This window comes from Pseudomonas sp. NFPP28, from assembly GCF_900115535.1.
GTDB lineage: Bacteria > Pseudomonadota > Gammaproteobacteria > Pseudomonadales > Pseudomonadaceae > Aquipseudomonas > Aquipseudomonas extremorientalis.
The window spans coordinates 18,614-33,118 of the sequence record NZ_FOWT01000004.1 but is presented as its reverse complement, the minus strand read 5'-3'; the positions used below and the strand labels follow the sequence as shown (position 1 = coordinate 33,118).

Genomic DNA, 14,505 nt, shown 5'->3' with positions numbered 1-14,505 from the left:
GCCCTCGATGGCGGTATTCCAGGCACTAAATGACCTGCTCCATCATCCACTTCACAAAATCACGCACCTTGGGCACCTCTGCTGAATGCTCCGGGTAGGCCAGGTAATACGCGTCCTGGCTCGGCATCGCATGCTGCCAGGGGATCACCAGCTTGCCGTCGGCCAGTTCCTCTTCCACCAGGAAGCGCGGCAGCAAGGCCACGCCGCAGCCCACCTGCGCCGCCCGGATGCACATATAGAAGGTGTCAAAGCGCGGCCCATGGTAGCTGTGTTCGGTCTGGTAACCCTGGCTGGCGAACCAGTCATGCCAGCCCTGGGGCCGCGAGGCGTTTTGCAGCAGGACCAGGCCGCTCAGTTGCGTGGGGTCGCTCAAAGGCTGCGCCGGCAGGCTTTCCGGCGCACACACCGGTACCAGCTCTTCGCTGAACAATTTCAGGCTCTCGGTACCGGGGCGTGAGCCCTGGCCGAAGTAGAAGGCCATGTCGGCCTTGCCTTGCAGCAGTTCGTCCGGCTCCTGCTCGTTGCACAGGTCCAGGTGGATCTGCGGGTGACGCAGGCGCCAACCCTTGAGGCGCGGCACCAGCCAGCGCGCGCCGAAGGTGTAGGGCGTGGACACGCGCAATACTTCGGTCTCGCCGCCGTAGGAGCGCAGGTAGTGGGTGGACATCTCCACCTGGGTGAGGATCTTGCGCACTTCCACCAGGTACAGGTCGCCTGCCGGAGTCATCTGCAAACGGCGGCGCACCCGGCGAAACAGCAGGTGTTGCAACAGTTCTTCCAACTGCGCCACCTGTTTGCTCACGGCGCTCTGGGTGAGGTTCAGCTCCTCGGCGGCGCGGGTAAAGCTCAGGTGGCGGGTGGCGGCTTCGAAGCACTGCAGGGCAGTGATCGAGGGCAAATGTCTTTTATTCAGCACGGCACGCCTCTTTTTATTCTTTGCATGAATAAACGGAATGATATCTCGCCTAATCGTCGTTTGTTGGCAAGTCTTGGGCCAGCTACAAATAAGGCCTGGATCGCCGTGTGTGTGACGGTGCGAATTTTCTGTTTGAAATTTAAGGAGTGACCCATGGTAGCCGCATTGCTTGATCGTCTCGGGGTAAACCCGGCGTTGTACCAGTCGGGTAAACAACCTGTGCATTCGCCGATCGATGGCAGCCGTATCGGCAGTGTGCACTGGGAGGGCGCCGCCGAGGTGGAGCAGCAGGTCAGTCGCGCCGAGCATGCATTCGAGGCCTGGCGCAAAGTACCGGCGCCGCGCCGTGGCGAACTGGTGCGCCAATTTGGCGATGTGTTGCGCGAATACAAGGCCGACCTGGGCGAGCTGGTGTCCTGGGAAGCTGGCAAGATCACCCAGGAAGGCCTGGGCGAAGTGCAGGAAATGATCGACATTTGCGACTTCGCCGTCGGCCTGTCGCGCCAGTTGTACGGCTTGACCATCGCCTCCGAGCGTCCGGGCCACCACATGCGTGAAACCTGGCACCCGCTGGGTGTGGTCGGCGTGATCAGTGCCTTCAACTTCCCGGTGGCGGTGTGGGCGTGGAACACCGCCCTGGCGCTGGTGTGCGGCAACGCGGTGATCTGGAAACCCTCGGAAAAGACCCCGCTCACCGCCCTGGCCTGCCAGGCACTGTTCGAGCGCGTGCTGAAAAAATTCGATGGTGCCCCGCAGTACCTGAGCCAAGTAATCATCGGTGGCCGTGACGCCGGTGCCGCGCTGGTGGACGACCCGCGTGTCGCCCTGATCAGCGCCACCGGCAGCACGCGCATGGGCCGCGAAGTGGCACCAAAGGTTGCCGCACGCTTCGCCCGCAGCATCCTGGAACTTGGCGGCAACAACGCGATGATCCTCGGCCCGAGCGCCGACCTGGACATGGCCGTGCGCGCCATCCTGTTCAGCGCCGTTGGTACCGCCGGTCAGCGTTGCACCACACTGCGCCGCCTGATCGCCCATGAATCGGTCAAGGAAGAAATCGTCACTCGCCTCAAGGCGGCTTATTCCAAGGTGCGCATCGGCCACCCGCTGGAAGGCAACCTGATCGGCCCGCTGATCGACAAGCACGGCTTCGACGCTATGCAGGACGCGCTGGAGCAGGCCCTGAGCGAAGGCGGCAAGGTGTTTGGCGGCAAGCGCCAGTTGGAAGACAAGTTCCCGAATGCCTACTACGTGTCACCGGCGATTGTGGAAATGCCCGAGCAAAGCGATGTGGTGTGCACCGAGACCTTCGCGCCGATTCTCTACGTGGTCGGCTACACCGACTTCGCCGAGGCCCTGCGCCTGAACAACGCCGTGCCACAAGGCTTGTCGTCGTGCATCTTCACCACTGACGTGCGTGAAGCCGAGCAGTTCATGTCGGCGGTGGGCAGCGACTGCGGCATCGCCAACGTCAACATCGGCCCGAGCGGCGCGGAAATCGGCGGCGCGTTCGGTGGCGAGAAAGAGACCGGCGGCGGGCGCGAATCCGGGTCGGACGCGTGGCGCGGGTACATGCGTCGCCAGACCAATACCGTGAACTACTCGCTGGAGTTGCCGCTGGCACAGGGCATCACGTTTGACTGATCCTGCTGGCCGGAATGAGATCAACATGTGGGAGGGGGCAAGCCCACTCCTACATTGACCGAGCTGTTTGTTAGGTTTCATCACGGAGTCTGGCAATGCCATTACGCGAAACATGTTTGTGGGAACACCTCACCCCCAGCCGGCCGGATCGCGCTGGGCTCAACGGCGAGGTCAAGGTGGATGTGTGCGTGATCGGCGCCGGTATTACCGGTCTGTCGGCGGCCATTCATTTGCTGGAACAGGGTAAAAGCGTGGCCGTGCTGGAGGCGCATCGCACTGGCCATGGCGGTTCGGGGCGCAACGTGGGGCTGGTCAACGCCGGGTTGTGGATCCCGCCGGACGAGATCGAAGCCGGTTTCGGCGAGGCGGTGGGCAGCCAGCTCAACCGCATGCTGGGCGCGGCACCCTCGCTGGTGTTCAGCCTGATCGACAAATACAACATCGATTGCCAATTGCGCCGTGAAGGCACCTTGCACATGGCGCACAACGCCCGTGGCGAGGCGGACCTGCGCAGTCGTGAAGAACAATGGAAGCGTCGTGGCGCACCAGTGGAACTGCTCACCGGCCAGGCCTGCGAGCAGGCTACCGGTACCAAAAAGATTGCCGCCGCCTTGCTGGACCGGCGTGCCGGCACCCTGAACCCGATGGCTTACACCAGCGGCCTTGCCAATGCTGCCGTCGGGCTGGGCGGGCAGTTGTTCGATCATTCACCGGTTACTCAACTTGAGCGCCAAGGTGCGCACTGGTCGGTGCAGACCGCCCAGGGCTCAGTGCAGGCTGCACAGGTGGTCATCGCCTCCAACGCCTACACAGAAGGCGAATGGACCGAGCTGCGGCGCAACTTTTTCCCCGGTTACTACTACCAGGTCGCATCAGCCCCGCTGACAGACGAAGCCGCCCAACAGATTTTGCCCGGCGGCCAAGGCTCCTGGGATACGCGCCAGGTGCTGAGCAGCATCCGCCGCGACGCTGACGGTCGCTTGCTACTCGGCAGCCTGGGCAACGGCAACCAGAAACCTACCTGGTTCCTCAAGGCGTGGGCTGATCGGGTGCAGCAGCATTACTTCCCGTACCTCAAATCGGTGCAGTGGGAGTACACCTGGACCGGCTGCATCGCCTTCACCCCGGACCATTTGATGCGCCTGTTCGAGCCCGCTCCGGGCCTTGTGGCAGTAACGGGCTATAACGGTCGTGGCGTGACCACTGGCAGCGTGGTCGGCAAGGCGTTTGCCGACTACTTGTGTCACCAGAATCCCCAGGCTTTACCGATTCCCTTCGCGCCCATGCAACCGCTTTCCGGGGTAGGGCTGCGTAGCTGTCTGTATGAAGCAGGATTTTCGCTGTATCACGCCGGCCAATGCCTCAGGATCGTGATCTGATCAGCGAAATACCGCTCAAAAGCCTGCATTTTCTTAGCAGGCTACTAATCTGTATTGGTGCAAGTCGTAGCAATCACGCACTGTAAATGTGCAGTTCCGTTACGCAGGTTGTTACAGCTGTAGGAACTGTCGTTTATAGCTCTGGTTGCAGGTGCGACCCGTCGAGGTTGTACTTTTTCGGTCCATCGGTTGCACCTCTGGGCGCTAGAGGGTTGCACGTCCTGGCGAACGGAGCCGAAACGCCTGCAATAACAATGACACCGTGTCTTTTTGAAGAATAAAAACCTAATGGCACGCGCTTTGCTCTGGGCTTTCAGTGAAAAGTTTGAACGCAAGTTGTCGTGCCAAAAATCAAAAATATCGGAGCACCACTCATGTCCCAGACGTTTTACAAGAAAGGTTTTCTGGCCCTCGCCGTTGCAGCGGCGCTGGGTGTTTCTACGTTTGTTCAAGCTGATGTGAAGATTGGCGTGGCGGGCCCGATGACGGGTGCCAACGCGGCTTTTGGTGAGCAGTACATGAAGGGTGCCCAGGCGGCAGCCGATGTGATCAACAAGGCCGGTGGCATCAACGGCGAGAAAATCGTGCTGGTGGCTGGCGACGACGCTTGCGAACCCAAGCAAGCCGTGGCCGTGGCCAACCGCCTGGCGGACCAGGACAAGGTGATCGGCGTGGTCGGCCACTTCTGTTCCTCCAACACCATCCCGGCGTCCGAGGTGTACGACGAAGCGGGCATCATCGCAATCACCCCTGGCTCCACCAACCCACAGGTGACTGAACGCGGCCTGGGCGCCATGTTCCGTATGTGCGGGCGTGACGACCAGCAAGGCATCGTGGCCGGCGACTACATCGTCGATGTGCTCAAGGGCAAGAAGGTCGCGGTCATCAACGACAAGGACACCTACGGCAAAGGCCTGGCCGACGCCACCGCTGCCCAGTTGACCAAGCGCGGCGTCAAGCCGGTGCTGGAAGAAGGCCTGACCCGTGGCGAGAAAGACTTCAGCGCCCTGGTCACCAAGATCCGCTCCACCGGTGCCGACGTCGTGTACTTCGGCGGCCTGCACCCGGAAGCCGGCCCATTGGTTCGCCAGATCCGTGAAGCGGGTCTGAAAGACGTGAAGTTCATGTCCGATGACGGCGTGGTCACCGACGAACTGGTTGCTACCGCGGGCGGTAAGCAATATGTCGACGGCGTGTACATGACCTTCGGCGCCGACCCGCGCCTGCTGCCGGACAGCAAGGCCGTAGTGGAAGAGTTCCGCAAAAACGGCACCGAGCCCGAAGGCTACACCCTGTACGCCTACGCGTCGGTCCAGGCCCTGGCCGCCGGCTTCAACGGCGCCAAGTCCAACAAGGGCGAAGACGCCGCCAAGTGGCTCAAGGCTCACCCGGTGAAAACCGTCATGGGCGAAAAAGCCTGGGACTCCAAGGGCGACCTGAAAATCTCCGACTACGTGGTTTACCAGTGGGATAAAGACGGCAAATACCACCAGCTGGAAAAACAGAAGTAATCCAGAACACCACAGCTCCAATGTGGGAGCGGGCTTGCCCCCTCCCACAGGAGATCGTGTTGTTATCAATATCTGTCTTTTCCTCCAGAAGCGCCGCGCACCTCCCGGTGTGCAGGTGCTCACCGCGTGAGATTGCGTTATGGATGGTATTTTCCTGCAGCAACTGGTCAACGGCCTGACCCTCGGGTCGGTCTATGGCCTGATCGCCATCGGCTACACAATGGTCTATGGCATCATTGGCATGATCAACTTCGCCCACGGCGAGGTTTATATGATTTCCGCTTACCTCGCGGCGATCAGTCTGGCACTGCTGGCTTACTTCGGCATCGAATCCTTCCCGCTGCTCATTCTCGGCACCTTGATCTTCACCGTGGTCGTCACTGGCGTGTACGGTTGGGTCATCGAGCGTGTCGCCTACAAACCGTTGCGCAACTCCACCCGACTGGCACCGCTGATCAGCGCCATCGGCATCTCCCTGATCCTGCAGAACTATGCGCAGATCGCTCAGGGCGCCAAGCAACAAGGCATTCCCACCCTGCTGGCAGGCGCCTGGCGCGTCGATTTCGGCACAGGGTTCGTCCAGCTCACCTACACCAAGGTCTTCATCCTCGTGGCGGCGTTCGCCGGCATGGCGTTGCTCACCTACGTGATCAAGTACACCAAGCTCGGCCGCATGTGCCGCGCCACCCAGCAAGACCGCAAGATGGCGTCGATCCTCGGCATCAACACCGACCGGGTGATCTCCTACGTGTTCGTCATCGGCGCCGCCATGGCGGCATTGGCCGGCGTGCTCATCACCCTCAACTACGGCACCTTCGACTTCTATGCCGGCTTCATCATCGGCATCAAGGCGTTCACCGCGGCGGTACTCGGCGGCATCGGCTCCCTGCCTGGGGCGATGCTGGGCGGGATCATCCTCGGTATCTCCGAGTCGCTGTTCTCGGGGTTGATCAACTCTGACTACAAAGACGTGTTCAGTTTCTCCCTGCTGGTGGTGATTCTGATTTTCCGTCCCCAGGGCCTGCTTGGTCGCCCACTCGTGGCGAAGGTGTAAACATGTCTGCTGCCAAATCAATCGATATCAAGAAAAGTGTGGTCGATACGATCCTTGCCGGGCTGATTTCGCTGATCGTGTTCGGTCCGATCGTCGGCGTGGTACTCGACGGCTACAGCTTCAACCTGGAACCGGCCCGCGTGGGCCTGCTGGTGGCCATCGTGATGGTCGGCCGCTTTGCCATGAGCCTGTTCCTGCAAACCCCCAAGGGCCTGAAGATCCTGCAGGGCTTCGAGAGCAGTGGTTCCGGGGTGCACGTGCTGCCACCGGACTACAAATCGCGGCTGCGCTGGATCATCCCGGCGCTGATCGTGATCGCCATCGTGTTCCCGATCTTCGCCAACAAGTACCTGTTGACCGTGGTGATCCTCGGGCTGATCTACGTGTTGCTGGGCCTCGGCCTCAATATCGTGGTGGGCCTGGCCGGCCTGCTCGACCTGGGTTACGTGGCGTTCTACGCCATCGGCGCCTATGGCCTGGCATTGGGTTATCAATACCTCGGCCTGGGCTTCTGGACCGTGCTGCCACTGGCGGCCATCGCCGCGGCGCTGGCGGGGTGCATACTCGGGTTCCCGGTGTTGCGAATGCACGGTGACTATTTGGCCATCGTGACCCTGGGCTTCGGTGAAATCATCCGGTTGGTGCTCAATAACTGGCTGTCGTTTACCGGCGGCCCGAATGGCATGCCGGTGCCGTCGCCGACCTTCCTCGGCCTCGAGTTCGGCAAGCGCGCGAAGGATGGCGGGGTTCCCTTCCATGAGTTCTTCGGCATCGACTACAACCCCAACATCAAATTCCTGTTCATCTACATCGTGCTGTTCCTGGTGGTGCTGGCCGTGCTGTACATCAAGCACCGCCTGACCCGCATGCCGGTCGGCCGCGCCTGGGAAGCCCTGCGCGAAGATGAAATCGCCTGCCGTTCCATGGGCCTGAACCATGTGCTGGTCAAGCTCTCGGCGTTCACTATCGGTGCATCGACGGCCGGTTTGGCCGGGGTGTTCTTTGCCAGCTACCAAGGCTTCGTCAACCCGTCGTCGTTCACCTTCTTCGAGTCGGCGCTGATCCTGGCCATCGTGGTGTTGGGAGGCATGGGGTCGACGGTGGGCGTGGTGATCGCGGCCTTTGTATTGACCGTTGCACCTGAGTTGCTGCGCAGCTTCTCCGAATACCGCGTGCTGCTGTTTGGCGTGTTGATGGTGGTGATGATGATCTGGCGACCGCGAGGCCTGATCCGCATCAGCCGTACCGGTGTGACACCACGCAAGGGGGTAGCGCCATGAGCAAGGAAGTCGTGCTCTGCGTGGAGCATTTAATGATGCACTTCGGTGGCATCAAGGCCTTGAGCGATGTGAGCCTCAAGGTCGAACGCAATTCGATCTTCGCCCTGATCGGGCCCAACGGCGCCGGCAAGACCACGGTGTTCAACTGCCTCACCGGTTTCTACAAGGCCAGCGGCGGCAAGATCGAACTGAACATACGTGGCAAGCAGACCAATGTGATCCAGTTGCTCGGCGAACGGTTCCAGCCGACCGACTTCGTGTCACCGAAAAGCTTCCTCAGTCGCCTGTACTACAAGATGTTCGGCGGAACGCATCTGGTGAACCGTGCGGGTCTGGCGCGGACGTTCCAGAACATCCGCCTGTTCAAGGAAATGTCGGTACTGGAAAACCTGCTGGTGGCCCAGCACATGTGGGTCAACCGCAATATGCTGGCAGGTATCCTCAACACCAAGGGCTACCGCAAGGCTGAAAGCGACGCCCTCGACCACGCCTTCTACTGGCTGGAAGTGGTGGACCTGGTGGACTGCGCCAACCGCCTGGCCGGTGAACTCTCCTACGGCCAGCAGCGCCGCCTGGAAATCGCCCGCGCCATGTGCACGCGGCCGCAGATCATCTGCCTGGACGAACCCGCTGCGGGCCTCAACCCCCAGGAAACCGAAGCCCTCAGCGCGATGATTCGCCTGTTGCGCGACGAACACGACCTCACGGTGGTGCTGATCGAACACGACATGGGCATGGTGATGAGTATTTCCGACCACATCGTGGTGCTGGACCACGGCAACGTGATCGCCGAGGGCGGGCCGGACGCGATCCGCAACGACCCGAAAGTGATTGCCGCCTACCTGGGCGCTGACGAAGAGGAGCTGGTATGAGTGCACCTATCCTCGAAATGAAGGACCTGGACGTGTATTACGGCCCGATCCAGGCCCTGAAGAAAGTCTCGCTGCACATCAACGAAGGCGAAACCGTCAGCCTGATCGGCTCCAACGGCGCGGGCAAGTCCACGCTGCTGATGTCGATCTTCGGCCAGCCACGGGCCGAGTCGGGACAGATCCTCTACAACGGCGTCGACATTACCCACAAGTCGTCCCACTACATCGCCTCCAACGGCATTGCGCAGTCGCCGGAAGGGCGGCGGGTGTTCCCCGACATGACCGTCGAGGAAAACCTGCTGATGGGCACCATCCCGATTGGCGACAAGTATGCCTTTGATGACATGCAGCGCATGTTCGAGCTGTTCCCACGGCTCAAGGAACGGCGTACCCAGCGTGCCATGACCATGTCCGGTGGCGAGCAGCAGATGCTCGCCATTGCCCGGGCACTGATGAGCCGTCCGAAGTTGTTGCTGCTGGACGAGCCGAGCCTGGGCCTGGCGCCGATCGTGGTGAAGCAGATCTTCTCGACCCTGCGCGAGCTGGCGGCCACCGGGATGACCATCTTCCTGGTGGAGCAGAACGCCAACCATGCACTGCGCTTGTCGGACCGGGCGTATGTGATGGTCAATGGCGAGATCCGTCTGACCGGCACTGGCAAGGAATTGCTGGTGAACGAGGAAGTGCGCAACGCCTACCTCGGCGGTCATTGATCTAAATAACGACGCGGTCCCCCTGTGGGAGGGGGCTTGCCCCCGATAGCGGTGGATCAGCAGTACATCTGTCGACTGACATACCGCCATCGGGGGCAAGCCCCCTCCCACATTAAGCAGATCCACATGTTTTTTTGTGGTGTGAAGAGGGTTGCCACCAAATTGTGGAAAACAAATCCAGCCCCCCTCCAAAGCGCGACATATAGCCGCCGCAAATCCCTGTTTTGTCACAGTTTTGACTTGTCCCCATCCGCTGTGGAACCGGCTGTGGGTAACGTGGGAGTAGCTGGCTGAAAGCCAACAAACACGCGGTCTGTAGCGCGGTGATTGTTTTTTGATCAGCGGGTTTTTGGGGACCGCCCGAGCCCGTTGTCAACCTGTTTAAAGACACAGGTATATGACTGGAATATGTCCTGGCGGCCTGTGGATAAGTCTGTGACTAAACTCTGGAAAGACCGCCGCAGAGGCCGGAATGACTGGCCTGGAGCCATCGTTCTGGTTTGCCGTTCGTGAAAGAGCCTACATACGCACCGGCCAAGGTCAAGCAAAAAACTTTCTAAAACCGCCTGGAACCCTTGTGTATAGAGGCCTGAGGCATTTTGCACTTGCCCCCAAAGACTGTGGGCGCAGTTGTGGATAACCTGCGCGCATATGGCTGTAAGCCACGGCCTGTAAGGCTTTGCGTTCAGTGGTTAAAAAGTGATCAGGCATGTGTCAACTTGTGTGCCCAGTAGTTGCCGCCATCGCGGCGTACGGGCATTCTGCTGGCTGTTTTTTTCCCGATGCCCGCAAGGAGAACACCATGTCCGACACGCTGTTTATTACTGGCGCAACCTCAGGTTTCGGCGAAGCCTGTGCTCGTCGTTTTGCCGAAGCCGGCTGGAAACTGGTGCTCACCGGCCGTCGCGCCGACCGCCTGAATGCTTTGGTCGAAGAGCTTTCCAAGCAGACCGAAGTGCATGGCCTGGTCGTGGACGTGCGTGACCGCCAGGGCATGGAAGACGCCATCGCCAACCTGCCGCCGTCGTTTGCCACGCTGCGCGGGCTGATCAACAACGCTGGCCTGGCCGTGGGCACCGACCCTGCGCCCAAGTGCAATCTCGACGATTGGGAAACCATGGTCGACACCAACATCAAGGGCCTGCTCACCACCACCAGCCTGCTGCTGCCGCGCCTGATCGCCCATGGCCGTGGTGCGGGCATCATCAACCTCGGCTCCATCGCCGGCAGCTACCCGTACCCGGGCAGCCATGTGTACGGCGGCTCCAAGGCGTTCGTGAAGCAGTTCTCGCTGAACCTGCGTTGCGACCTGCAAGGTACCGGCGTGCGCGTGACCAACATCGAGCCGGGCCTGTGTGAGAGCGAGTTCTCGCTGGTGCGCTTTGGCGGCGACCAGGCGCGGTATGACGCGACCTACGCGGGCGCCGAGCCGATCCAGCCGCAGGACATTGCTGACACGATTTTCTGGGTGATGAACACACCGGCGCATGTGAACATCAACCGCCTGGAGCTGATGCCGGTGAGCCAGACCTGGGCGGGGTTTGCGATTGAGCGTGGGGCCAAGTAAGGCTTAAAAACGAGTCGCTGCCATCGGGGGCAAGCCCCCTCCCACACTTGACCGAGTTTCAGCATGTGAATGCGGTCGAAGGTGGGAGGGGCGGTGCGACGATTCGACTTGCCCCCGATAGCGTCAGATCGGCCAAAACAGGCCATAAGGTACACTCACCTCCTGAAAACCCCTCCGCACTCTGCGGATTCAAGGTTTTGACGGGAGGAAATGTGAGTAACCGAGGTGAGCAGGCACTGCTCAAACAATCGACCATCCTGATGTTCGCCGTAGCGATCGCCGGGATTGTCACGGGTGTGGTATCCGGCGCCCAGTCCATTCTGTTCGACGGCTTTTTCTCGCTGATCGCCACCGCCATCAAGGTGTTGATGCTGATCACGGCCAAGCTGATCGCCAAGAAAAGCAACGAGCGTTTCCAGTTCGGCTACTGGCACCTGGAGCCCATGGTGCTGCTGATCGAAGGCAGCTTCCTGTTGCTGATCGCCATCTACGCGTTCCTCAACGGTGTGTTCGGCATTATCAATGGCGGGCGTGAGATCGAGCTGGGGCTGGTGATCATCTATGCGGCGGTGTTTACCGTCGTCGAGTTCGCCTATTTTTTCTACGTGCGCTACCGCAATCGAACGCTGAAATCATCGCTGATCCAGTTCGACAACATCAGTTGGCTGGTGGACGCGATGCTCTCGGTGGGCCTGCTGATCAGCTTTCTGGCGGCCCTGTTGCTCAAGTCCCAGGGCTATGGCGAGTGGGCGGTGTATGTCGACCCGTTGATCCTGATCCTGCTGGCCCTGAGCATGCTGGCGCCGGCATTCAAGATTTTGCGCCCGGCTCTGCGCGAGGTGCTGGGGATTGCGCCGGACCACCTGGACGACAAGGTGCGCGAGGTCATGGACGCGGCCCGGGCCAAACATGGTTTCGATGACTACGTGTCCTACGTGCAAAAGCATGGGCGCGCACGGTTTATCGAGATTCATGTGGTGTTGCCGGCGGATTACCCGGTGGATAACGTCGCGACCCTGGATGAGCTGCGCGAAGAGATATCCACAGGGCTTGGCACGCCGGATGCGGCGCGCTGGCTGACAATCAGCTTTACCGGAGATCGCAAGTGGATTGCATAAGGCCCTGGTAACAGGTCGCCAGGTGGTACGGCGTGGTCGACGGCATATCCCGTCGGCTCACCGCGCCCTGGGCATCCAGGCATTCATGCCAGCCTTTTGCATGCAGGAAGTGTTGTTGCAGCGCCAGCAACTGGCGCTGCAACCGCGCTTCGCTGTCCGGTCGCAAGGTCAGTGCCCGCAGGTACTCGGCCTGCGCCCAGATGCGTTGGGTGCCGTCGCGCACCGTGCCATCCAACGCCAACATGCCGCTGACGGCGCCGCTCGCGTTATCCACACCCTTTTCTTCGGCGTAGGCAAACGCCCGTGTCAGGGAGGCGTGCAACGGCGTACCGCGCAGTAACTCAGACGACTCCAGCAAGAAAAACCATTCGAACTGGTGCCCCGGCTCAAACCAGTTATCCACAGCACCCAGCGGTTTTTCCATCATCACGCCGTGGTGGCGGTCGATGAAGCGTTGCTGCAGGGCGTTGGCCAGGTCCAGCAGCGCGTCTTGGGTGATGGCATCTTCGCGCACGGCCAGCGTGGCGAGGAAGCCTTCGGCGAGGTGCATCAGCGGGTTTTGCAGGGGGCCGGACTTGAGGGACGCCCAATTGCGCTCCAGCACCGCTTCGTACAGGCCGTCGCCTGTGGAAAACCGTTCGGCGACCACGGCCAGGGCGGCATTGAGCACCGATTCCACCAGCGGCTCGCGCACCTTGGCCCAGTAATGGGCGCAGGCGAAGATGATGAAGGCGTGGGTGTACAGGTCTTTGCGCTTGTCCAGCGGTCGGCCGGCGGGGTCGATGCTGTAGAACCAGCCGCCGTGTTCGGCGTCGTGGAAGTGCCGTTGCAGCGAGCGGAACAACGCCGCCGCACGTTCTTCGGCAAAGGCCGCGCCGGGCTCGCCGATCAGGCTGGCGAACAGGTACAACTGCCGGGCGCAGGCCATGGCGCGGTAGCGTTGCGGGGGTAATGGCCGGTGGTCGGCGTCCAGTGCCTCATACGGCAATGCCAGTTCGGCATTCCAGCCCGGGCCTTGCCAGAGCGGCACGATCAGGCTGTGGAAGTGCGTGAGTACGGTGTTCAAGGAGGGTTGGGAAGCGCTGGGCATTGGCTGGCGTCGTCACGGCAGGGGTGTAGGCGCGCATGGTAGCAGGCTTGGGTTCCGTGGTGTCTGGTCTAGCGCTATCGGGGCAGGCCCCCTCCCCAAAGGTGGGAGGGGGCTTACCCCCGATGAGGCCGTCAAATACGCCGCAAATCAGCCTGCCAACAACCAGACCCCGGTCGCCGCCGAAGCCGCCCCGGCAACCCGTACCAGCGGCGCCGCCGCAGCCGGCAGCAAGCGCACCACAGCGTAACCGGCAGCATGCAGCACCGCCGTTGCACCGACAAAACCAGCCGCATACGCCCAGGGGCTGGACATGTCCGGCAGCTCCAAGCCATGGGCCACGCCATGGAACAGCGCGAACAAGGCTGTCGCCCCGACCGCCACGAACAGCGGCGGACGCACCGCCAGCGCGACCGCCAGACCCAGGGCCAGCACCGACGCGGCAATCCCGCTTTCCAGCGCCGGCAACTCCAGGCCTTCAAAACCCAGCACGCCGCCAATCAGCATGGTGCCCACGAAAGTGCACGGCAGTGCCCAGCGCGCGGCGCCTTTTTGTTGGGCGGCCCACAAGCCGACGGCGACCATGGCCAATAAGTGATCGATTCCGCTCAGGGGATGGCTGATGCCGGCCACCAGGCCGTTGTCGCCGTGGCCCGGGTGGGCGAAGGCCAGGGCAGGGGCCAGCAGCAGGGCGGCGGCGGTCAGCAGTTTCTTGAGGTTCATGGACAGGTTCCTTATGGGTTGATCAGGCGGCGGTCAGCAGGCCTTGGCGTTCGATGAAGGCGACGATGTCATCCAGGCCGACGCCGGTTTTCTGGTTGCTGAACACAAAGGGTTTACCGTTGCGCATGCGGGTGGTGTCGCTGTTCATCAGCTCCAGCGAGGCACCGACCAGCGGGGCCAGGTCGATCTTGTTGATCACCAGCAGGTCGGACTTGCAGATGCCCGGCCCACCCTTGCGTGGCAGCTTGTCGCCGGCGGACACGTCGATCACGTAGATGGTCAGGTCCGACAGTTCCGGGCTGAACGTAGCCGACAGGTTGTCGCCGCCGGATTCCACCAGGATCAGGTCCAGGCCGGGGAAGCGGCGATTGAGCTGGTCCACGGCCTCCAGGTTGATCGAGGCGTCTTCGCGGATCGCCGTATGCGGGCAGCCGCCGGTTTCCACGCCGATGATGCGTTCCGGCGCCAGGGCCTGGTTGCGCACCAGGAAGTCGGCGTCTTCGCGGGTGTAGATGTCGTTGGTGACCACCGCCAGGTTGTAGCGATCGCGCAGCGCCAGGCACAGGGCCAGGGTCAGGGCGGTCTTGCCGGAGCCCACCGGGCCGCCGATGCCGACGCGTAGAGGTTGTGCGTTCATGTGT

General features: G+C 61.5%; 13 protein-coding genes. 9 read left to right on the top strand and 4 right to left on the bottom strand.

What is annotated here, in order from left to right:
- Window positions 1-25: 25 nt before the first annotated feature.
- Window positions 26-916, bottom strand: a complete 891-nt coding sequence (locus tag BM110_RS11650; protein ID WP_071491656.1) for a LysR family transcriptional regulator — start codon at window positions 914-916, stop codon at window positions 26-28.
- A gap of 153 nt (window positions 917-1,069) precedes the next feature.
- Here BM110_RS11650 and BM110_RS11645 point away from each other — a divergent pair, with 153 nt between their 5' ends.
- The 9 genes from BM110_RS11645 (at window position 1,070) to BM110_RS11605 (ending at window position 12,054) form a co-directional block, all read left to right on the top strand.
- Window positions 1,070-2,560 carry an L-piperidine-6-carboxylate dehydrogenase gene (locus BM110_RS11645; RefSeq protein ID WP_058423442.1) on the top strand — a complete coding sequence of 497 codons (1,491 nt, stop codon included), beginning with the start codon at window positions 1,070-1,072 and terminating at the stop codon, window positions 2,558-2,560.
- A gap of 95 nt (window positions 2,561-2,655) precedes the next feature.
- Complete coding sequence (locus tag BM110_RS11640; protein ID WP_092246640.1) at window positions 2,656-3,939, top strand: L-pipecolate oxidase; 1,284 nt, start codon at window positions 2,656-2,658, stop codon at window positions 3,937-3,939.
- Between the two features lie 374 nt (window positions 3,940-4,313).
- Window positions 4,314-5,450 (top strand): branched-chain amino acid ABC transporter substrate-binding protein, encoded by a 1,137-nt coding sequence (locus BM110_RS11635; RefSeq protein WP_025999776.1) that lies wholly within the window; start codon window positions 4,314-4,316, stop codon window positions 5,448-5,450.
- Window positions 5,451-5,589: 139 nt separating this feature from the next.
- Window positions 5,590-6,504, top strand: coding sequence for an ABC transporter permease subunit (locus BM110_RS11630; protein ID WP_058423439.1), 915 nt, complete (start codon window positions 5,590-5,592; stop codon window positions 6,502-6,504).
- Window positions 6,505-6,506: 2 nt separating this feature from the next.
- Window positions 6,507-7,784, top strand: coding sequence for a high-affinity branched-chain amino acid ABC transporter permease LivM (gene livM, locus BM110_RS11625; protein ID WP_093121271.1), 1,278 nt, complete (start codon window positions 6,507-6,509; stop codon window positions 7,782-7,784).
- The gene (locus tag BM110_RS11620) at window positions 7,781-8,656 is read left to right on the top strand and encodes an ABC transporter ATP-binding protein (protein WP_071491652.1); all 876 of its coding nucleotides are present in this window, start codon (window positions 7,781-7,783) and stop codon (window positions 8,654-8,656) included. The genes livM and BM110_RS11620 overlap by 4 nt, the downstream gene beginning before the upstream one ends.
- Window positions 8,653-9,369, top strand: coding sequence for an ABC transporter ATP-binding protein (locus BM110_RS11615; RefSeq protein WP_071491651.1), 717 nt, complete (start codon window positions 8,653-8,655; stop codon window positions 9,367-9,369). The genes BM110_RS11620 and BM110_RS11615 overlap by 4 nt, the downstream gene beginning before the upstream one ends.
- An 802-nt stretch (window positions 9,370-10,171) precedes the next feature.
- On the top strand, window positions 10,172-10,936 hold the full coding sequence (locus tag BM110_RS11610) for an SDR family oxidoreductase (protein WP_093513432.1): 765 nt from the start codon (window positions 10,172-10,174) through the stop codon (window positions 10,934-10,936).
- A 212-nt stretch (window positions 10,937-11,148) separates the two neighbouring features.
- Window positions 11,149-12,054, top strand: coding sequence for a cation diffusion facilitator family transporter (locus BM110_RS11605; RefSeq protein ID WP_092246643.1), 906 nt, complete (start codon window positions 11,149-11,151; stop codon window positions 12,052-12,054).
- Here BM110_RS11605 and BM110_RS11600 read toward each other — a convergent pair.
- The 3 genes from BM110_RS11600 to ureG all read right to left on the bottom strand — a co-directional run bounded on the left by BM110_RS11600 (window position 12,026) and on the right by ureG (window position 14,501).
- Window positions 12,026-13,144, bottom strand: coding sequence for an AGE family epimerase/isomerase (locus BM110_RS11600; RefSeq protein WP_092246645.1), 1,119 nt, complete (start codon window positions 13,142-13,144; stop codon window positions 12,026-12,028). The two genes, BM110_RS11605 and BM110_RS11600, sit on opposite strands and share 29 nt — an antisense overlap.
- Before the next feature lie 147 nt (window positions 13,145-13,291).
- Entirely contained in the window at window positions 13,292-13,864 is a 573-nt protein-coding gene (locus BM110_RS11595; protein ID WP_071491648.1) for a HupE/UreJ family protein, read from the bottom strand.
- A gap of 22 nt (window positions 13,865-13,886) precedes the next feature.
- A complete protein-coding gene (gene ureG, locus BM110_RS11590; protein WP_071491647.1) occupies window positions 13,887-14,501 on the bottom strand; it encodes an urease accessory protein UreG in 615 nt (204 codons plus the stop codon).
- Between the last annotated feature and the right edge of the window lie 4 nt (window positions 14,502-14,505).